This window comes from Ramlibacter monticola (genome assembly GCF_016722785.1).
Lineage (GTDB): Bacteria > Pseudomonadota > Gammaproteobacteria > Burkholderiales > Burkholderiaceae_C > Ramlibacter > Ramlibacter monticola.
This window is the reverse complement of record NZ_JAEQNE010000011.1, coordinates 70,842-91,140: the sequence shown is the minus strand read 5'-3', so window position 1 is coordinate 91,140 and position 20,299 is coordinate 70,842. Positions and strand designations below refer to the sequence as shown.

The following is a 20,299-nucleotide window of genomic DNA, read 5'->3' as shown; positions in this document are numbered from 1 at the left end:
TTGATGGTCCCGAAAAAAAGTGGGCTGACATGACGAACCTCTGCCCTTCCTCAAAGCACCCGATCGACCAGGACGAACGCGTCCTTTATGTCTCGTACGACGGCATGCTCGAACCGCTCGGCCAGTCGCAGGTACTCGCCTACCTCAAACAACTCTCGGCCTCCCGGACAATGCATCTCATCAGCTACGAGAAGCGCGCCGACTGGGCAGATGCGGTGCGGCGCCAAGGCACGCAGCGCGAACTGGCCGCGTGCGGCGTGCACTGGCATCCGTTGCGGTATCACAAGTCTCCGAGCACGTTGGCCACGGCCTGGGACATCATGATTGGCACCGGCCTCGGGCTCTTCCTCGTGATGCGCCACCGCCTATTCATCGTGCATGCCCGCAGCTACGTGGCCGCCGTCATCGCCCTCGTCCTAAAGCTCGTGACTGGCGCCCGCTTCATCTTCGACATGCGCGGCCTCTGGGCCGACGAGCGCGTGGACGGTGGTCTTTGGCGCCGGGAAGCCCGGATTTTCCGCGTAGCCAAGTGGTTCGAGCGGCAGTTCCTGTCGCATGCGGACCACGTGGTGTCGCTCACGCATGCCGGCGAGCAGGAATTGCGGCGCTTCCCCTATCTCGCCCGGCGCTCGCCGGCGATCACGGTGATTCCCACCTGCGCCGATCTGGACCGGTTCCGCCCCCTGCCGTCGATCCCGCGCGAATTCGCGCTGGGTTACGTGGGCAGCGCCGGCACCTGGTATGACTTCGATGCAGCGGTCGCCTGTTTCGCCGCGATGCGCGCCGCGGACCCGACGGCGCGCTTTCTCATCGTGAACCGCGGTGAGCACGACTATATCCGCGATCGCCTGGCGGCAGCAGGCCTGCCGCTTTCCTGCGTGGAACTGCGCAGCGCCTCGCACGAGGATATGCCTTCCCAGATGAGCAGGATCCGGGCCGGCGTGTTCTTCGTGAAACCCGTCTACTCGAAGCAGGCATCGGCTCCCACCAAGCTGGGCGAGTTGCTGGGATGCGGAATTCCGTGTCTGTCGAACCAGGGCGTGGGCGACATGGCCCGCATCCTCGAGGAAGACCGCGTCGGCGTCGCCGTGGCGAGCTTCGAGCGTTCCGCCATCGACGAAGGGCTACAGCGCCTCCTTCGTCTCCTGCAGGAGCGCGACATCGGGCTGAGATGCCGGGACGCGGCGCAAAGGCGCTTTGCGCTCGAGGAAGGCGTCGCCCGGTACGCAGCCGTCTACCGCAGCGTCAGTGCATCCCTCCACCAGAACCGCCGTATCCATGAACGACAACCTTGACCAGCGCACCGTGGACGCCTTCGGCGACGAATGGCAACGGTTCGATCAGACCTCGATGCCAAGGGACGAGGCCTCGTCGATCTTCTACGAGTACTTCGCGGTGTTCCCTTGGCACGAGCTTCCACCGGATGCAGAGGGTTTCGACATGGGATGCGGTTCCGGCAGGTGGGCGGCGTTCGTTGCGCCGAGGGTGGGCCGGCTGCATTGCATCGATCCCTCCGAGGCTCTGGAAGTCGCGCGAAAAGCGCTCGGGGCCCGAGCGAACGTGACGTTCCACCGGGCATCGGTGGCAGACAATCCACTGTCCGACGGCTCGCAGGATTTCGGCTACTCGTTAGGCGTCCTGCACCACGTTCCGGATACTTCGGCCGCCATACAGGCCTGTGCGCGCAAGCTGAAACCTGGTGCGCCCTTGCTCCTGTATCTCTACTACGCGTTCGACAACCGCTCGCTCGGCTACCGGCTGCTCTGGCGTGCGTCGGACCTCCTGCGTCTCTTCATTTGCCGCCTGCCCCCAGGACCGAAGCACCTGATCACGGACCTGATCGCCGTCGGTGCGTACCTGCCGCTGGCGCGGCTTGCCATGCTGGCGGAACGGTTGGGCATCCCCGTAGCCGGCTTTCCCCTGTCGTACTACCGACGCAGGAGCTTCTACACGATGCGCACCGACTCGCGCGACCGCTTCGGAACCCCGCTCGAACGGAGGTTCTCCAGGACGCAGATTCGGGAGATGATGGCGTCCGCAGGGCTGCGCGACATCGAGTTTTCCGAGCGGCAGCCGTACTGGTGCGCAGTGGGAAGAAAGGTGTGATGCGCGTCCTGGGCCTCGCCCTGTATGGGCCGCTCGCCGCTAGTACTCGCCACCGCATGGCGCAGTACACGGAAGGGCTTGCGCGTGCCGGCATCGAGTTGCGCATCCAGTCGCTGCTCGGGGACGAGTACCTTCGCAGGCGGTTTGCAGGGGGCGGCTGGCCCGTGTGCGAACTGGGGAAGGCCGCCTTCAGTCGCCTGACCCAGTTGGTCGACGCCCGCTCCTACGATGCGGCCATGGTGCACTGCGAGCTGTTCCCGCTCCTGCCCGGCGGACTGGAGGCCGCCTTGGTGCGCAAGCCCTACCTCTACGATTTCGACGACGCCTTCTACCTGCGCTACCGCACCGGGCGCCTCAGCTTCGCCAAGCCATTCCTGGGCGCGAAATTCGACGAGTTCGTGGGTCGCGCCGCGGTCGTCACGGCGGGCAGCCGCGCGTTGCACGACTACGCGGCACACCACAATCGCCACGTCCGCTTCCTTCCTACCGTAGTGGACACGACCCGCTACGTTCCCGACCCGCGCCTGCGCGGCGGATCTCCGTTCACCATCGGATGGATCGGCTCACCCTCCACTTCCGTGTACTTGCGGGAACTCGTCGAACCCATCTCGGCCTTGGCGCAGGAGGGTCCTGTGCGGCTGGTGGTCATAGGAGGGCCAGCACCTGCCATTCCCGCGGCCCAGCTGGTGGAAATCCCCTGGAAGGAGTCGGAGGAAGCGGCCATGATCAACTCGTTCGACGTCGGTCTGATGCCCTTGCTCGACGACGAGTGGTCGCGCGCGAAGTGCGCTTTCAAGCTCATTCAGTACATGGCCTGCGGCGTTCCCGTCGTTGCATCTCCCGTCGGGGCCAACAACGACGTGGTGACAAGGGAATGCGGCCTGCTCGCCGCGACGGCACAAGAGTGGACGCATGCCCTGCGCTGTCTTCGCGACAACCCGGGCCAGCGGCGGCTCATGGGCGAAGCGGGGCGGGACAGGGTACTGCGGCAATACGCGCTTTCCGTCAATCTTCCGATCCTGGTTGACGCGCTGCGCGAGACGGCGGGAGGTCGATAGATGTGCGGAGTCGCGGGCTTCATCGATCGTGCCCTTCCTTCCGGTCAGCGGGAGCAGGTTGCGCTGCGCATGGCGACGGCCCTCGCACACCGGGGGCCAGACGACGCAGGGACCTGGTTCGATCCCGATGCGGGCGTCGCCCTGGTCCACCGGCGGCTCGCCATCGTGGATCTCTCCGCAGCAGGCCACCAACCGATGGCGTCGCACACGGGTCGCTACGTAGTGAGCTTCAACGGCGAGATCTACAACCATCTCGAACTACGTGAGCAGCTTGCGGCTGCGGGTGCAGCCCCCGTGTGGCGCGGGCATTCGGACACCGAAACGCTGTTGGCGGCGATCGAGCACTGGGGCTTGCGCCAAACCCTGACGAAGAGCATCGGCATGTTCGCAATCGCGGTGTGGGATCGCACCGAGCGCCGCCTGTGGCTCGCGCGGGACCGGTTCGGGGAAAAGCCCCTGTACTACGGCTGGACGAGCAGTGCCACGCGTCCTGTCTTCTTGTTCGCCTCGGAACTGAAGGCGCTCCGCGCGTACCCGGGATTCGACAACGCCGTCTGCCGTCGTGCCGTGACCCAGTTCCTGCGCTTCAGCGTCATCCCGGCGCCGCGCAGCATCCATCGAGGCATCTTCAAGCTGGAACCGAGCTGCCTGCTGCGGATCGACGGCCCCCCTCCCGCCACTGCGCCCGAGGAGCCATTGAGACCGGGTGAACGCTACCAGAGCATCTCGATCGAGCGCTGGTGGTCGCTGGGCGAAGTCGTTGCGAGAGCTTCGAGAGACCCGATCAGGGACGAGCAGGAGGCCGTGTCCATGCTGGAGGCGAGCCTCTCCGAGGCCGTCAAGGCGCAGTCCCTGGCGGACGTTCCACTGGGAGCGTTTCTTTCCGGCGGCGTCGACTCCTCCGCCATCGCAGCGATGATGCAGCGGCAAGCCTCGCAGCCCGTGAGGACCTTCACGGTCGGCTTTGAGGAAGTCGCGTACGACGAGTCCCGCCACGCACGCGCTGTAGCGGAGCACCTGGGGACCCAGCATACCGAGCTGTTCGTCAGTGCCGCGGAGGCGCGAGCGGTGATCCCCAGTCTCCCGTCGATGTACGACGAGCCCTTCGCGGACTCGTCGCAGATACCCACTTATCTCGTATGTCGTGCCGCCAGGCAGCACGTGACGGTTGCCCTTTCCGGGGACGCGGGCGACGAGGTGTTTGGCGGGTACAACCGCTACATCTGGGGGCCGAGGATCTGGAACCGCCTTTCCTGGATGCCCTACCAGGCGCGCCAGGCGCTTGGCGGAGTCATCGCCAGGGTTCCGGTCTCGGCGTGGAACGCGGTGGGCAGGTCGGCGAACGCGGTGCTCCCGGGTGCGCACGGTGTCGCCCACGTCGGCCACAAGATGCACAAGCTGGCGAGCAAGCTGAAGCACGCGCGGAGCCTGGATGACCTGTACCTGGGCTTGGTCTCCGAATGGGAGGATCCCGCGAGCCTCGTGCAGTCCGCCGACCCGCTCGAGGAGCCGCGCAGCACGCTGCACGATCCGCTTCCCGAAGCAGGAGTGAACGAGCCCGAACTGCGGATGATGTACCGCGACAGCATGACCTACCTGCCGGACGACATCCTTTGCAAGGTCGATCGTGCAGCGATGGCAACGAGCCTGGAGACCCGCGTGCCGTACCTCGACCCCCGGGTCGTCGAACTCGCCTGGCGCCTGCCCCTCGGGATGAGGATCCGCGAGCAACAGGGGAAGTGGGCGCTGCGGCAACTCCTCTACCGACATGTTCCCCCCGCCCTCATCGAGCGGCCGAAGTCGGGATTCGGCATCCCCGTAGGGGAGTGGATCCGGGGCCCCCTCCGCCCGTGGGCCGAAAGCCTGCTCTCGACCGACCGCCTGAAAGCGGACGCCATGTTCCGTCCGGAGCCGATCCGCCAGCGCTGGAAGGAACACGTCTCCGGCGTCAGGGACCATACCTCCAGCATCTGGACCGTCCTGATGTTCCAGGCCTGGATCACTGAAAATCGCTGCCACCCATGACCGAAACGCTTCCCTATTTCCTCATGCTGTGTGTGGCGGCCGTTCCGGCATTGATCCAGCAGTCCCGGAGCCCAAGGGTGGGATGGGTTCTCATCTTCGTGATTCTTGTCCTGTTCGTGGGCCTCCGGTACCGCGTGGGGTCCGACTGGGAAGGGTACGTCCAGCTGGCGCAGAGGCTCGATGGTGAGCCCCTCGCGAATGCGCTCGTGCTGGGAGATCCGCTGTTCTTCGTGATCCTCTGGGCGTCGGTTGAAGCCGGGTTCGGTGTGTATGGAGCCAACCTGGTCACCACAGCCATCTTCCTTTACGGCGTCTTCTGCTACTGCCGCCGGATGCCGAGTCCCTGGCTGGCCTTGTACAGTGCGCTCCCCTTCCTCGTCATCGTGGTCGGCATGAGCGCCAACCGCCAGGCCGCGGCCGTCGGCGTGACGCTCTATCTCCTCGCAACGTGGGAGAAGAGCAGCACCCCAGTGAGACTCGCGATCATCGCCGTGGCGGCCAGCCTGCATTCGAGTGCGGCGATCTTCCTACTCCTCTTCGTGCTGGAAGCCCGGGTTTCGCGGGCGAAGAAGGTGATCGCCGGAATCACTGCCTTCGGAGTACTGGGCTACTACGTTTCCGAATCGCAGTCCTTCAGCAGATATGCAGTCACCTACATCGGGGACACGGAAATCAACCATGCCGCCGGCGCGACGCAGCACATCCTGCTCAACGCGATTCCCGCTCTCGTGCTGCTTCTCAGCGGACGCAAGCTGTGGAAGCTGATCCCCCAATGGAATTTCACGGTAGCGATGGCCCTCGCATCGCTGGTGCTCCTTGTCATCGGGATGGAGTTTTCTGTGGCGGCATCCAGGCTTTCCTTCTACCTGTACCCGGTTTCCCTGTGCGTCCTTTCGACGATCCCCGAGATGGGCAATACCGCCGAGATGAAGACGCTGCTCCGATGGGTCGTCGTCGTCTACGGAGCCGTCATGCTGGCAGGCTGGCTGACGTTTGCGAACCATGCATACAACCACAAGCCGTACAGCAACGTCCTTCTGCAACAGGTGTGAGCCGTGCCATGACCGAACGAGTCGACTCCAGCCGGGAATACCAGCTTCTGGACGTTGCACGGTGCGTGGCCATCTCCCTGGTCATCCTGCACCACGTCGGGTTCCGCTTCCCTTCGCTTTCTCCGGGAGCGCTCGGTGGATTCCTGCAGGCCATCGGATGGAGCGGCGTCGACATCTTCTTCGCGATCAGTGGATTCCTCATCACCCGAATCCTAGTGCGATCGACGGGCCCGGGCTCCACGCGCTCGTTCTTCATCAGGCGCGCGTTCCGCATCCTACCCCTCTATATCGTAGCCCTGTCTGTCTATCTCGTCCTCAGCATCCTGCAGGGTTCGGATCGTGATCTGGCCCTGCTCGTCTGGAACGCCCTGCTCCTCACCGGGTGGGCCGTGCCGATCCTCGGCGCAGAGAACATCCCGTACCTGATCACGTGGTCCATCTCGGTCGAAGAGTTTGCCTACGTGGCGCTCGGACTCGCCGCCATGCTGTGGCGGCGTCGCCTTGCCGTCCTGCTGCTTTCCGCCCTGTTCGCTGCCCTCGCGCTCCGCGCCGTCCTCGTGCTGGGAGGAGGGATTCGAGTCCAGGACGTGTACTACTTTCCCCCGCTGCGGGTGGATTCCATTGCGTTCGGCGGGCTGCTTGCGCTAGGGTATTTCAAGCCGCGCAAGCGCTGGCTGCCGGTGGTCCTGGCGGCGCTCGCCGCCGTGTACCTCTGGCTGCACAGCCTGGGGCAATACAGCAAGTCCGTCGCGACCCTCGGCTATACGGTGCTGCCCTTGACGATCACGCTCCTCACTGCATACCTCGTGCGCGAGGAGCGAAGTGCGTCGCCTCTGATCCGCTTCATGGCGTTCGTCGGCCAGCGTTCCTATTTCATCTACCTGTTCCACGTCTTCGTCGTCGGCGCTCTCACGCACCCGTACTTTCGGGACCTGTGCGCATCCATCGGTTTCTGGGGAGTGTTCCTGCTGGCCATGGCAGTGACACTCGCACTGGCCGAGCTGTCCTGGAGGTTCTTTGAGCACCCGTTGATCCGGTTGGGACGCTCGATTGCCAGCCAGATGCGCGCCGGGCTGGCGATGCGGAGCGTGGTGTGACCTCGACCCCGCCCTCGTTTGCAGCGCCGGCCGGAACATGGGCCGACGCGGCGGCCTCGCAACACGCAGGGGCCGACCAATACCGCCCCGACGTCGACGGCCTGCGCGCAATCGCCGTCATGTCCGTGCTCCTGCACCACCTGCTGCCGGAAGACGTCCCCGGCGGCTATGTAGGCGTGGACGTGTTCTTCGTCATCTCCGGCTTCCTGATCACGAGCATCGTGCACCGGGAAATCCTCGAGGGCACGTTCCGCTTCTCCCGGTTCTACGAACGGCGCGCGCGGCGCATCTTCCCCGCGTTGTTCGCGGCCCTGCTTGTCACGTTGCTCGTTGCGCACGTGCTCCTCCTGCCGAGCGACCTGGTCGGAACGCTGCGGGCCGCCATCGGGACCGTGTTCTTCTCGTCCAACATCGTCTTCTGGAGTCAGACGGCGCGCGGATACTTCTCGGCGACAAACGCGGGGATCAACCCTCTCCTGCACACGTGGTCCCTGGGGGTGGAGGAGCAGTACTACCTCTTGTTCCCCCTGTTGCTGCTCGCGCTGCACAAGTGGCTTCCCCGCCGCGTGACCTCGGTACTTGCCGTTGCCGCATTGGTATCGCTTGCGCTGGCCGCCGCATTCGTCGGGACGAAAAGCGTCGCCGTATTCTTCCTGTCGCCCTCGCGCGCCTGGGAGCTCCTCTGCGGTTCATTGCTTGCGTACGGCGCGGTGCCGCTCGCCAGCAACCGCTGGGCTCGTGAGTTGCTGGCGTTCGCGGGGCTTGCCGCGGTCCTCGCGTCGTGTGCGATGTATGGCCCTACCACCACATTTCCCGGGCTCTCGGCGCTGCCCCCGGTGATCGGCACGGCCGCCCTGATCCACGCAGGCTCCTCCGGCCCGACTGCCATCACGCAGCTCCTGGCCTTGAGGCCGTTCGTCTTCATCGGCCTCATTTCCTATTCCCTTTATCTCTGGCACTGGCCGCTGATCGTCTTCACGCGCTATGCCGCCGGAATGGAACCTGCGGAACGCTTCTTCGTGCCGCTGCTGGTCGGTTCGCTGTTGGTGGCGACCCTCTCCTACCGCTATGTCGAGCAGCCATTCAGGAAGAAGCCGATTTCGAAGGACAGCCGTGGCGTGAGCAGGAAGACCATCGTGCAAGCAACCGCGGCCATCTCGATCCTCTTATGCGCCGTCAGCGTTGCGGGGCTGTTGCGCAACGGGCACTCGAAGCGCTTTACCAGGGAGGTCGCGTCACTCGATGCGCAGAGAGCGCCGAACATCCCCTTCGTGGCGTGCGACGGCCTAGAGATGTCCAGGGCTTGCCACATCGGCGCTGCAACAGTGCCCGTCGTGCTGCTCTGGGGCGACAGCCACCTGCTTGCCTGGGCGCCGGTCATCGACAAGCTGCTGAAGGAGAGGGGAATCGCGGCGATCCTTGCGACCCGGTCGGCCTGCCCTCCGGTGCTGGATTTCCGTGAGGGGGTTCCGAACGCGTGCGCACGCTACGCCTCCGAGATTCACCAGTACCTCAGGGATCATCCTGAACTGCGGACCGTCGCGGTCGCTGCACACTGGCGGGCCTATTTCGTGCCGGAACGGGGTGGGAAAGCGGCCTCCGTACTTTCGTCTGCGATTCCGCCCGTGGTCACCAGGAGCAGCCTCAGAAGCTCCCTGGACCAGCTGGGACTCGACGGCAGGCGGGTGGTCCTTTTCGGACCCGTGCCCGTGTACGAAGCCAACGTTCCGCTGGTCAAGGCGCTCGAGCTCGTTTCAGGCCGGAGGCATCTCCACACCACGTCGGAAGCGCAGCGGGTCATGCACAAGGAGTTCTACGCGATGAACATGATCGGCGTGCGCCTCGCCGATCCCGTAGCCTGGTTGTGCCAGACGGATTGCGTGTATTTCGCGCAGGGAAACTCGCTGTACCGCGATTCCCATCACCTGAGCGTCGCCGGTGCGATGTACCTCGAAGAGCACGTGCGGCGCGTGCTCCTCGACGACATCGATTCCGGATCGAGGGCACGAGCCGGCGTGCAATAGGAATGACGGCACCGGCGCGCGAAGCTCTCATGTATCCTGTGCGGCCCGCGAGGACAAGGACGGTCCCTTGAAAGTGCTTCTGTTCGCGAACACCGACTGGTACCTCTTCAACTTCCGTCAATCGCTCGCGCACGCCCTGCGCGAAGCGGGGCACGAGGTCCTGCTGCTCTCTCCGCCGGGCGCTTTCGGGGAGAAGCTGCGAGATCTCGGATACCGATGGGAAGCCGCTCCCATGATGCGCCGTAGCCTGAATCCCCTGCGCGAACTCGCGCTCGTCCAGTGGCTGCGTCGCCTGATCAGGCGCGAGCACGTCGCCCTCGTCCATGGCTTCACCATCAAGTGCGCGGTGTACGGGTCGATCGCCGCCCGCCTCGAAGGCATCCCCGCCCGCGTGAACGCCGTGGCCGGCATGGGCTATGTGTTCACGAGCAACGACCTGCGCGCGCTGGCGCTGCGGCCCGTGCTCCGCCGGCTTTTCCGCTACGCGCTGGAGGGCGAAGGTGCCCGCCTGATCCTCCAGAACACCGATGATGTGGACCTGTTCGCACACGCACGCCTGGTCAAGCCGGAACACGTGCGCCTGATCCCTGGTTCGGGCGTCGACTGCAGCCGCTTCGTCCCGACCGCGCCGGGCAGCGAAAGCGCAGGCCGGTTCCGCGTCGTGCTCCCGGCGCGCATGCTCTGGGACAAGGGAATCTCCGAATACGTCGATGCGGCGCGCATGCTGCGAAGCCGCGGGATCGATGTCGAATTTCTCCTCGCCGGCGAGCCGGACCCCGGCAATCCCGCCACCGTTCCGGAGCGCACCATCCGCGCCTGGGTGGGAGAAGGGCTGGTTCAATGGCTGGGGCACGTGAAGGACATGCCGGCGCTGTTCCACTCGGTGCATGCCGTGGTGCTCCCGAGTTACCGCGAGGGCCTTCCCAAGGGACTGATCGAGGCCGCCGCGTGCGCGCTGCCGCTTGTGACCACGAACGTGCCGGGTTGCCGGGAGGTGGTGACGGATGGCGTAGACGGCCTGCTGGTGCCGGCGAAGGACCCGGCAGCCTTGGCGGATGCGATCGCCAGGTTGAAGGAGGATGCAGAACTCCGCAGGCGGCTGGGTACCGCCGCGCGCTCCAAGGCGCTTTCGCAGTTCGAGGAACGCAGCGTCATCGACCGGACGCTAGCCGTCTATCGCGAGCTGATCCCCAGCATGTGACACGGCGAAGGAGTTCGTCGATGCCGGTCAACGCCTTTCGGCTCCCGGCCCCGGGTGTGCGTCAGTGGCGTTCAGGCCCTCGGCCCAGCTAGCCAGGCTTGCGCGCAACCATAACCCGCACGTCCGCACAGCGATCCTTGTATCGCTCGTAGAGATGTTGCGGACAATCGCGCCTGCAGAGCAGGTAGTCGGTGCGCTGCAGCACCTCGCATGCCGCGGCCTCTTCGATCCAGTTCCACTCGATGTGATCGTCCGGCCAGACATGGATGTCACCTTCAGGCTTGTAGCGAGGATTCAGCAGCAGTCGCATGCGCATGACGTACCAGCTGGGCCTGGTGAGATTGAGCAGGCGGGTTCCGAACGAGCGGGGCGGCGCGAACTCCGCCCAATAGGCCCGATAGGCGTCGCTCGGCGCCCAATAGCCCGGAGCCACTTCGTGATCGATGTAGAGGATCCCGCCCGGGCGCAACACCCGGGCCATCTCGCGCACGGCCTTCAGGTAATCCGGCACGTGGTGAAGCACCGAATAGGTCCCCACGAAATCGAAGCTTGCATCGGCGAATTCGCGCAGGTCCTCACCGTTGAGCTGGGCGGCAGCGATGCCTCTGGCGGAAAGCTGGCGCAGGAATTCGGGGGATACGTCCGCTGCCCTTACCTGCGCGCCCAACGCCACGAGGTGATCCGTGAGGTTGCCAGCGCCGGCGCCGAAGTCGAGCGCTCGCAAGCCGCCCGATCGAACCTCCCCCAGGGCTGCGGCGAGAGTAGCGCGCAACCTTGCCTGCTCGATGGGGTTGTAGATCTCCCCGTGCTCCGCGGCGTAGCTGTCTGCGACGCGATCATGCGCGCGGATGTTGTGCTCGATGAGGGCCGCACTGTCCATGGGGTTCCCCTTTGGGCGGAAAGCGCTGGTTATAGCGCGAACGATGAAAAGCGGGATGCGGGTTTGTAGCGTGCCCCCCAGATCCTGTGGACGAGGCCCGCGACTCGATGCGCCGACCGATGCGCGCGATTGCGAACCTCCAGCGGCGGTCGCCACTGTCCCGCAACATGCGTGCGGCGCAATGGAGGCAACTCGGGCGCGCACGAAAGTCTTTCGCCGGAACGGCGAGGCCGGTTAAGCTGCTCGCCTTGCGAAGGGGCCAGGGCTGTCCGCAGGTCAGCCTGAGGCGCGTCCTCGCGTTGTCCGGACACGCGCAGCACTGACGCGGTGCGCCGCTCAAGTGCAGCAACCCTCCTTGGGGAGTACGTTCATGGTCGGTTCCGCCCAGCCCGTCCTCAGGTACGAGTTCATCCCGCTCAGCGAATGCGAGATGTGCGGTTCCCACCGGCACAAGCTGCTCGGCATGCGTCTCAACCGTAGCCAGGGCCGAAGCCCGCGCGCCGTGTCCGGAATCGCCGTCGGAATCAAGAAATGCCTCGACTGCGAGCTGGTGTTCGCGGATCCACGGCCGAAGCCCGCGAACCTGTCGGACCATTACGGCGTCCCACCCGAGAGCTACTGGACCAATCCGGCCCAGTGGGAAGTGCCCGATTCCTACTTTGTGCGGGAAATCTCGGAGGCAAAGGCTCTCATCCGATTCCGTCCGGGGATGACCGCCCTGGACGTCGGCGCCGGGCTCGGAATGGGCATGACCGCACTGGCGCGCGCGGGGTTCGACGTTTGCGGAATCGAGCCATCCGAGACCTTTCGCGCCAGAGCCATCGAGCGAATGGGCATCGCGGCCGACCGGTTGCAACTCGCCAGCGTCGAGGATGCGACCTATGCAGCCGATACCTTCGACCTGGTCACCTTTGGCGCCGTGCTGGAGCACCTGCAGGAGCCCGGGCGATGTATTGCGCGTGCCATGCAGTGGCTCAAGCCGGGCGGAGTGATGCAGGCCGAAGTGCCTTCGTCGCGATGGGTGGTGGACAAGCTCGCCAACCTGTTCTTCTTCGCGCACGGCCTGAATTACGTCAGCAACCTGAGCCCGATGCATCCGCCGTACCACCTGTACTCGTTCACCCCGGAGTCGTTCCGCAAGCATGCGCAGCGAGTGGGCTATGAGGTGGTGCAGCACCGGATCGAGGTATGCACGCTCTACAACGTGCCGGGGTTCCTCCACCCGCTCCTGCGTTCGTACATGCGTGCCACGCAAACGGGGATGCAGCTCACCGTATGGCTGAGGAAGAGACCGTACAGCGATGTGCCCGTCCGGGCTGGGTAGGATGAATCACCCCTTGCATCCGGAGCCGACAGACTCTTGTCTCCCGCGCCGTGAGCTCCATCGGCTCGCCAACTGGGGTTGGCCGGATGGATTCGGCGGGCCCGGGTGCCGGGCGGAAATTCGTGGGGCTTCCAGACCCACCGCTTAGATCCCCCAGGACTCACCTCGAGATACAGGCTTCCGGAGTCAGTGATCCGGACGCGATTCTTCTCGGGGGGACAGACCGTGTTCTTGCACCGCTTGTCAGTGAGCATTCGAAATATTGCGCGGGACAACCGGGGAACACACGGGGTCCGAGGCCGGGTTTTCTGCTGGTGTTCCCGGAAATGTGCGCCGGTGTAGCTTTGACTGTCAATGGATCAGCTCGGACGATGTTGGACCGTAAGTGACCTGCCCCCTTCCTGCCGTACCAGCCGATAGTTTGCGAGGTCAGTGGGGCCGGAGCACCGAACCGACGCCACTTGCCGTTCCCACTGCGGCGGCGGACAGGACGCAAGGGACCCGAACGTCGTGCCACCGCGTGCACGTCTTCAAGGCGGGCGAAACGCTGGAGAGCATCGCGGCAGCGGAACTCGGCGATGCGACGAAGTGGCAGCAGATCCGCATCGCGAACCGGGAGTGGCTCGACCTGGCGGAAAACGGCCTGGAACCGGGAGCGCGGCTGACCCTTCCGGTGCCCTGCCCGGGCTAGCTGCCGGGCGCCGATCGCCAGTGGCCGAGTCGCTCTCCCGGCGGGATCACCAACGACGACTTCGCAAGGCGTTCCGCCATCGGGTTCGGCCGGGCATCTTGAGAGGGGTGTGAAGTTCCTGGCCCACCACGGGTGGGGCCATGAGTGCCAGGGCCGCGGAGAGCTTCATCTCCGCAAGCTCGCGCAGACGTCGCGCTTCGGCCTTGAGTTCGTCGGGAGGTGCCGATGCCCCCAGTGTGTAGTGCAACCACGCATCCGTGAGCCGCTCTTCCTCGGCGCGCGCAGCTTGATCCGCGTGCTCCCATTCGGAGTACGCCTGCGCCGCAAGAGTGTCAGCGTCCACCAGCCCATGGTAAGCAGCTGGCGTGCTCGGCCATTCGGCACCTTCGTGCCGATCTGGGGGCTCAAGCGGGCCGCCGCGATAAGAGGCATTCTCGTTTCAGCACGTCGGCCGGTCGTGGGAGGGGCAACCCAGCCGCAGCAGACGACTTTGGCGCGTAGTCACCCGGCGCTTGGGTGAGGTCAGAGGCCAGCGCCGTTCATTGGCGCTGGCTCTCTTGAATGGTGGAGCTGGCGGGAATTGAACCCGCGTCCGCAAGCCTTCTCCGAGCAGTTCTACATGTTTAGCGATCTGATTTGGATCTCGCCAGCCGGATCGCGCAGTCGCACGCTACCCAGCCAGCCAGTGCCCTTGAGTCTCGCTCCCGGACAAGGCACCCGCCCGGAAGCCAGCCAATGTAAGTACCCTTGCAGTTAGGACCTTGCGACCCCAACCCAGCCCATCGGCCAACTGTTGCAAGGCTCACCGGCAATTAAGCGGCGAGGGCGAAACGTTCGTCGTTCGCAGTTAGTTTGTTTCAGCTGGATTAACGAGGTGATCTGACCCTCGACATGCCCTGCTGCGTGTCCGAACCCACGTCGAAACCGGTGCAGCCCCAGGAGAACGTATCTTAAGCCAGGACGAGGCATTTCAAGAGCCCCGCACAACAATCGCGCTCGAGCTCCGGCGCGGGCGGCCTCACCATGCGGCATGCACTGTCGCGAAGGAGACCGGGAGTGCGCTGAACTGCACCCCGGCTTGCGCAAAATGTCACACCAAATCCTTACAGGCGGGCACAACCTTACTCTAGAGTTACGGCTCCAGTCGGGTTGACTTTATGATTGCGGGATGGCCCTAAGTTCCAGGTCGCTTCCCCGCATTCTCCTGCTGCTGGTGTTGGCGCTCGTCGTCGTGTCGATGATCGCCCCTTCCAGCGCGCTCGACTTCCTCCGATTTGAGTATGACTGGGTGGATCGACTCTTCGACACCCTCGCCACGGTGACTCCGGCAGGCGCCGACATCGACCACCTGGCCGCTTTCGGGCTGCTGGGCTTCGTCGCCCATTACGGCTGGCGCAGGGGCCGCAGCTGGCAGGTGGCACTGGCGCTGCTCACGATCGCCGCGCTGGTCGAGTTCGTCCAGATCTGGATTCCCGGCCGCCAGGCCGCCGTCACGCATGCCCTCCTGGACGTGGTCGGCGGCATGGCCGGTTTCGGGCTGGCCTGGTTGCTGAGCTACGCCTGGGGCTCGGAAAGCCTTCCCCGGCCGCCGGCGGTCTGAGGCCCCCGACCGGGAGCCCGCAGCAAGGGCCTAGGCGGCCATCCGGAAGCGCAGCAGCGGCAGCAGCGCCATCGGCGTGGCGATCTGCGTGTCGGCGCCCCATTCCTTGACGTCGGTCGTTCCCAGGTAGCCGTAGGTGGCCGCCACGGTGCCCATGCCTGCGGCACGGCCGGCCTGAACGTCGCGCACGTCGTCGCCGACATAGACGCAAGCGCGGGCCTGCACGCCCACCTGGCGCGCCGCCTCCAGCAGGGGCGCCGGATGCGGCTTCGCATGCGGCGTGGAGTCGCCCCCCACCACCGCCCGCGCGGATGCGAACAGCGGCATCTTCCGGGTGAGCGGTCCCGTGAAGCGCATGGACTTGTTGGTCACCACGCCCCAGGCCACGCCCTGTTCCACGAGCGACGCGATCATCTGCGCCACGCCTTCGAAGACGTACGTGCGCTGCGTCATGCAGCTCTCGTAGTTGCGGAAGAACTCCTCGCGCATCTCGGCGAAGTGGGGATCCTCCGGCGTCATGCCGAAGGCCACGCCCAGCATGCCGCGCGCGCCGGCGCCCGCCATCGGGCGGTAGCGCTCGAAGGGCAGCGACGGCAGCCCGCGGTCGGCGCGCATCTTGTTCGCCGCGGCGCCCAGGTCGGGTGCGCTGTCGATCAGGGTGCCATCCAGGTCGAACAGGACGGCCTTCACGTCTTCGAACATCAGAGCTTGCGCGCGGCGACCAGGTAATTGACGTCCGTGTCGCCGGACAGCCAGTAGCGGCGGGTGAACGGGTTGTACTGCATCCCCCGCGTGCCCACGAGGTCCAGGCGGGCGCCGCGGCACCAGCCGGCCAGTTCGCTGGGCTTGATGAACTTCAGGTATTCGTGCGTGCCGCGCGGCAGCATGTTCAGGACGTATTCCGCGCCCACGATCGCCAGCAGGAAGGACTTCGGGTTGCGATTGAGGGTGGAGAAGAACACCCAGCCGCCCGGCTTCACCAGCGCCGCCGCGGCCTGGACGATCGATTCCGGCTTCGGCACGTGTTCCAGCATTTCCATGCAGGTCACCACGTCGTATTCGCCCGGCTGCTCCTGCGCCAGCGCTTCCGCGGCCACCTCGCGGTACTGCACGTTGGGCGTGGCGGCCTCCAGCGCGTGCAGCTGCGCCACCCGGATGCCCTTGGTGGAGAGGTCGATGCCCAGGACGCTCGCGCCCTTGCGCGCCATCGCGTCCGAGAGGATGCCGCCGCCGCAACCGATGTCGACGATCCGCCGGCCCGCCAGCCCGCCGACCGTGGAATCGATCCACTGCAGGCGCAGCGGATTGATCTGGTGCAGGGGCGCGAACTCGCTGTCCGCGTCCCACCAGCGGTGGGCGAGGTCCGAGAACTTCGCGAGTTCGGCGGGGTCGGCGTTCAGTTGTTCAGTCATGTCTCAGCGCGATTGTGGAGCGGATTGCGGGTGACGAAATGAAAAAAGGCCCCGCAGAGCGGGGCCTGTGTGCAGCTTTTCGCGGCAGTGTCAGCGGGCAGCGCGCGTGCCGACCACTTCGATTTCCACGCGGCGGTTCTTCGCGCGGCCTTCGGCGGTCTTGTTGTCGGCGACGGGCTGCTTCTCGCCCTTGCCTTCGGTGTACACGCGGTTCTTCTCGATGCCCTTCGACACCAGGTAGCCCTTCACGGCTTCGGCGCGGCGCACCGACAGGCGCTGGTTGTAGGCGTCGCCGCCGACGGAGTCGGTGTGACCCACGGCGATGATCACTTCCAGGTTGATGCCCTGGATCTTGCCGACCAGGTCATCCAGCTTCGCCTTGCCTTCGGGCTTCAGGACGGCCTTGTCGAAGTCGAAGAAGGCGTCGGCCGCGTAGGTCACCTTGGTCGCGGCAGCAGGAGCCGGGGCCGGAGCCGGCGGCGGCGGGGGCGGCGGGGGCGGAGCCACCTGCGGAGCGGGAGCGGGCGGCGGCGGCGGGGGCGGGGCGGCCACGGCAGCGGCACGGACCAGGGCGCCGTCGCAACCGACGGCGGCGGTGGCCGGCGTCCAGTTGGCATCGCGCCAGCACAGTTCGTTGGTGCCGTTGCGCCAGACGTATTCGCCGGTACCGTTCTGCCAGTTGTCGACGCGGGTACCGCCATCGGCAGCCATCACGCGGCCGCCGGCGGGGGCACCCGGCGCAGTCGGTGTCATCATGCCGCAACCGGCAAGCAGCGCAGACGAGGCAAACAACAGCGCCACGTTGTTCAGTTTCTTCATAATTCTCCTCTTGGGGAAAAGTCGCAGCTGCGCTGCGCCAAAACTACGTGCTCAGTGACCTATTCACCAATTACGTCCGGGTCATTGTGCCATATGCACTTATTGGGACAACGGCTGTGTCATGGGGGGTTCGTAGGACAAAACCGCATGTGCGGATATCTGTTGCCAAGCCGCGACATGACGCGCGACCCCGTAAAATGAAGGGTTTCGTGCCTCCGCGTCGCCGCACTCAATGACCTCCTCCTTCGCCAAAGAAACCCTGCCCGTCAGCCTCGAGGAGGAGATGCGGCGCAGCTACCTCGATTACGCCATGAGCGTCATCGTGGGGCGCGCGCTGCCGGACGCGCGCGACGGCCTCAAGCCCGTGCACCGTCGCGTCCTCTTCGCGATGCACGAACTCAACAACGACTGGAACCGGCCGTACAAGAAGTCTGCCCGTATCGTCGGCGACGTCATTGGTAAATATCACCCACACGGCGACCAATCCGTTTACGACACGATCGTTCGCCTGGCGCAGGACTTTTCCATGCGCCACATGCTGGTGGACGGCCAGGGCAATTTCGGCTCGGTCGACGGCGACAACGCCGCGGCCATGCGCTACACCGAAATCCGCCTGGCCAAGATCGCCCACGAAATGCTGGCCGACATCGACAAGGAAACGGTCGATTTCGGGCCCAACTACGACGGCAGCGAGAAGGAGCCGCTGGTCCTGCCCTCGCGGCTGCCCAACCTGCTGGTCAACGGCTCCGGCGGCATCGCGGTGGGCATGGCCACCAACATCCCGCCGCACAACCTCAACGAGGTGGTGGACGCCTGCCTGCACCTGCTGCGCAACCCGGAAGCCACCCTCGACGAGCTGATGGAGATCGTGCCGGCGCCCGACTTCCCCACGGGCGGCATCATCTACGGCATCTCCGGTGTCAAGGAGGGCTACCGCACGGGCCGCGGCCGCGTGGTCATGCGCGCCAAGACGCACTTCGAGGAGATCGACCGCGGCCAGCGCACCGCGATCATCGTCGACGAGATCCCCTACCAGGTCAACAAGAAGACGCTGCAGGAGCGGATGGCCGAGCTGGTCAACGAGAAGAAGCTCGAAGGCATCAGCCACATCCAGGACGAAAGCGACAAGTCGGGCATGCGCCTGGTGATCGAGCTGAAGCGCGGCGAGGTCCCCGAGGTCGTCCTGAACAACCTCTACAAGCAGACCCAGCTGCAGGACACCTTCGGCATCAACATGGTGGCGCTGGTCGACGGCCAGCCGAAGCTGTGCAACCTGAAGAACCTGGTCGACATCTTCCTGCAGCATCGCCGCGAGGTGGTCACGCGCAGGACGGTCTTCAACCTGCGCAAGGCGCGCGACCGCGGCCACGTGCTGGAAGGCCTGGCCGTGGCGCTGGCCAACATCGACGAGTTCATCCGCATCATCCGCGAGTCGCCCACGCCGCCGGTGGCGAAGACGGAGCTGATGGCCCGCTCCTGGGATTCGTCGCTGGTGCGCGAGATGCTCACCCGCGCCCGCGAGGACGGCTCGGTGATCAGCGCCGACGACTACCGCCCCGAGGGCCTGGAGCGCGAATACGGCCTGCAGGGCGACGGCTTCTATCGCCTGTCGGACACCCAGGCCGGCGAGATCCTGCAGATGCGCCTGCAGCGCCTGACCGGCCTGGAGCAGGACAAGATCGTCTCGGAATACCGCGAGGTGATGGCGGAGATCGAGGACCTGCTGGACATCCTGGCCAAGCCGCAGCGCGTCTCCACCATCATCAGCGAGGAACTGACCGCGCTGAGGCAGGAGTTCGCCCAGACCAAGGTCGGCGGGCGCCGCAGCGTGATCGAGCACAACACGCAGGACCTGGCCACCGAGGACCTGATCACGCCCACCGACATGGTCGTGACCCTGTCCCACCTGGGCTACATCAAGAGCCAGCCGCTCAACGAATACCGGGCGCAGAAGCGCGGCGGCCGCGGCAAGCAGGCCACGCAGACGAAGGAAGACGACTGGATCGACCAGCTCTTCATCGCCAACACGCACGACTACATCCTGTGCTTCTCCAACCGGGGGCGCCTGTACTGGATGAAGGTGTGGGAGGTGCCGGCCGGCTCGCGCGGCTCGCGCGGCAAGCCGATCGTCAACATGTTCCCGCTGCAGGAAGGCGAGAAGATCAACGTGGTGCTGCCGCTCACCGGCGAGTTCCGCAGTTTCCCGGCCGACCACTTCGTGTTCATGGCGACGTCCATGGGCACGGTCAAGAAGACGGCGCTGGACGAATTCAACAACCCGCGCAAGGGCGGCATCATCGCCGTGAACCTGGACGAAGGCGACTACCTGATCGGCGCGGCGCTCACCGACGGCAAGCACGACGTGATGCTGTTCTCCGACGGCGGCAAGGCCGTGCGCTTCGACGAGGAGGACGTGCGCCCGCTGGGCCGCGCGGCCCGCGGGGTGCGCGGCATGTCGCTGGAGGGCACGCAGAGCGTGATCGCCATGCTGGTCGCCGAGGACGAATCGCAGAGCGTGCTGACCGCCACCGAGAACGGCTTCGGCAAGCGCACGCCCATCGCGGAATACACCCGCCACGGCCGCGGCACCAAGGGCATGATCGCGATCCAGCAGAGCGAGCGCAACGGCAAGGTCGTGGCCGCCACGCTGGTGCATGCCGACGACGAGATCATGCTGATCACGGACCGCGGCGTGCTGGTGCGCACCCGGGTCAGCGAAATCCGCGAACTGGGCCGCGCCACGCAGGGCGTGACGCTGATCGGCCTGGACGAAGGCTCCAAGCTGAGCGGGCTGCAGCGGATCGTCGAAAACGATGCCGGCGCGCCGGAAGGCGAGGAGAACGGCGGGGCGGAGTCGGGCAAGTAGCGCCCCATCTCGTCCTTCCCGTGAGGCGGGGAGCCCTGCATCCTCGCCCGCGCGGGGAGGACGGGAGTAAAACGCGGGGAGGATCGGTCCGCCGACGCCCCAGCCGGCCGGCGACGACCAATCCCTACCGGCCATCCGCTTTCC

At 65.6% G+C, this 20,299-nt stretch carries 16 protein-coding genes and 1 other RNA gene; 12 read left to right on the top strand and 5 right to left on the bottom strand.

The genetic code is table 11. From position 1 onward, the window contains the following. Nucleotides 1-29 precede the first annotated feature (29 nt). From JJ685_RS28095 to JJ685_RS28060, 8 genes are all read left to right on the top strand, one after another. Nucleotides 30-1,295 (top strand): glycosyltransferase, encoded by a 1,266-nt coding sequence (locus JJ685_RS28095; RefSeq protein ID WP_201677697.1) that lies wholly within the window; start codon nt 30-32, stop codon nt 1,293-1,295. Continuing rightward, nucleotides 1,279-2,106, top strand: coding sequence for a class I SAM-dependent methyltransferase (locus tag JJ685_RS28090; protein WP_201677696.1), 828 nt, complete (start codon nt 1,279-1,281; stop codon nt 2,104-2,106). The genes JJ685_RS28095 and JJ685_RS28090 overlap by 17 nt, the downstream gene beginning before the upstream one ends. Further along, the gene (locus JJ685_RS28085; RefSeq protein WP_201677695.1) at nt 2,106-3,164 is read left to right on the top strand and encodes a glycosyltransferase family 4 protein; all 1,059 of its coding nucleotides are present in this window, start codon (nt 2,106-2,108) and stop codon (nt 3,162-3,164) included. Before JJ685_RS28090 ends, JJ685_RS28085 begins: the two co-directional genes overlap by 1 nt. Then, nucleotides 3,165-5,189: an asparagine synthase (glutamine-hydrolyzing) gene (gene asnB / locus JJ685_RS28080; RefSeq protein WP_201677694.1), complete on the top strand. Its 2,025-nt coding sequence runs from the start codon at nt 3,165-3,167 to the stop codon at nt 5,187-5,189. Then, nucleotides 5,186-6,241 (top strand): EpsG family protein, encoded by a 1,056-nt coding sequence (locus JJ685_RS28075; protein WP_201677693.1) that lies wholly within the window; start codon nt 5,186-5,188, stop codon nt 6,239-6,241. Before asnB ends, JJ685_RS28075 begins: the two co-directional genes overlap by 4 nt. A gap of 8 nt (nt 6,242-6,249) precedes the next feature. Continuing rightward, nucleotides 6,250-7,338 carry an acyltransferase family protein gene (locus tag JJ685_RS28070; RefSeq protein ID WP_201677692.1) on the top strand — a complete coding sequence of 363 codons (1,089 nt, stop codon included), beginning with the start codon at nt 6,250-6,252 and terminating at the stop codon, nt 7,336-7,338. Next, entirely contained in the window at nt 7,335-9,362 is a 2,028-nt protein-coding gene (locus tag JJ685_RS30340) for an acyltransferase family protein (RefSeq protein WP_201677691.1), read from the top strand. Before JJ685_RS28070 ends, JJ685_RS30340 begins: the two co-directional genes overlap by 4 nt. Nucleotides 9,363-9,435: 73 nt before the next feature. Next, nucleotides 9,436-10,563: a glycosyltransferase family 4 protein gene (locus tag JJ685_RS28060; protein WP_330901866.1), complete on the top strand. Its 1,128-nt coding sequence runs from the start codon at nt 9,436-9,438 to the stop codon at nt 10,561-10,563. A gap of 88 nt (nt 10,564-10,651) precedes the next feature. On the opposite strand, the gene JJ685_RS28055 is transcribed toward JJ685_RS28060, so the two are convergent. Next, a complete protein-coding gene (locus JJ685_RS28055; protein WP_201677689.1) occupies nt 10,652-11,443 on the bottom strand; it encodes a class I SAM-dependent methyltransferase in 792 nt (263 codons plus the stop codon). A 370-nt stretch (nt 11,444-11,813) separates the two neighbouring features. Between JJ685_RS28055 and JJ685_RS28050 the strand changes: the two genes are divergently transcribed. Beyond that, nucleotides 11,814-12,767 carry a class I SAM-dependent methyltransferase gene (locus JJ685_RS28050; protein ID WP_201677688.1) on the top strand — a complete coding sequence of 318 codons (954 nt, stop codon included), beginning with the start codon at nt 11,814-11,816 and terminating at the stop codon, nt 12,765-12,767. A gap of 520 nt (nt 12,768-13,287) precedes the next feature. Next, nucleotides 13,288-13,458 carry a LysM peptidoglycan-binding domain-containing protein gene (locus tag JJ685_RS30335; protein WP_201677687.1) on the top strand — a complete coding sequence of 57 codons (171 nt, stop codon included), beginning with the start codon at nt 13,288-13,290 and terminating at the stop codon, nt 13,456-13,458. Between the two features lie 562 nt (nt 13,459-14,020). Here JJ685_RS30335 and ssrA read toward each other — a convergent pair. Further along, nucleotides 14,021-14,395: a transfer-messenger RNA gene (ssrA, locus tag JJ685_RS28040) on the bottom strand. A 231-nt stretch (nt 14,396-14,626) separates the two neighbouring features. Here ssrA and JJ685_RS28035 point away from each other — a divergent pair. After that, nucleotides 14,627-15,058 (top strand): VanZ family protein, encoded by a 432-nt coding sequence (locus JJ685_RS28035; RefSeq protein WP_201677686.1) that lies wholly within the window; start codon nt 14,627-14,629, stop codon nt 15,056-15,058. A gap of 30 nt (nt 15,059-15,088) precedes the next feature. On the opposite strand, the gene gph is transcribed toward JJ685_RS28035, so the two are convergent. The 3 genes from gph to ompA form a co-directional block, all read right to left on the bottom strand. Next, entirely contained in the window at nt 15,089-15,760 is a 672-nt protein-coding gene (gph, locus tag JJ685_RS28030; protein WP_201677685.1) for a phosphoglycolate phosphatase, read from the bottom strand. Then, the gene (gene ubiG / locus JJ685_RS28025; protein WP_201677684.1) at nt 15,760-16,470 is read right to left on the bottom strand and encodes a bifunctional 2-polyprenyl-6-hydroxyphenol methylase/3-demethylubiquinol 3-O-methyltransferase UbiG; all 711 of its coding nucleotides are present in this window, start codon (nt 16,468-16,470) and stop codon (nt 15,760-15,762) included. The genes gph and ubiG overlap by 1 nt, the downstream gene beginning before the upstream one ends. Nucleotides 16,471-16,560: 90 nt before the next feature. Beyond that, the gene (gene ompA / locus JJ685_RS28020) at nt 16,561-17,289 is read right to left on the bottom strand and encodes an outer membrane protein OmpA (RefSeq protein ID WP_201677683.1); all 729 of its coding nucleotides are present in this window, start codon (nt 17,287-17,289) and stop codon (nt 16,561-16,563) included. 232 nt (nt 17,290-17,521) lie between these two features. Between ompA and gyrA the strand changes: the two genes are divergently transcribed. Continuing rightward, entirely contained in the window at nt 17,522-20,155 is a 2,634-nt protein-coding gene (gene gyrA, locus JJ685_RS28015; RefSeq protein ID WP_201677682.1) for a DNA gyrase subunit A, read from the top strand. Nucleotides 20,156-20,299: the final 144 nt, after the last annotated feature.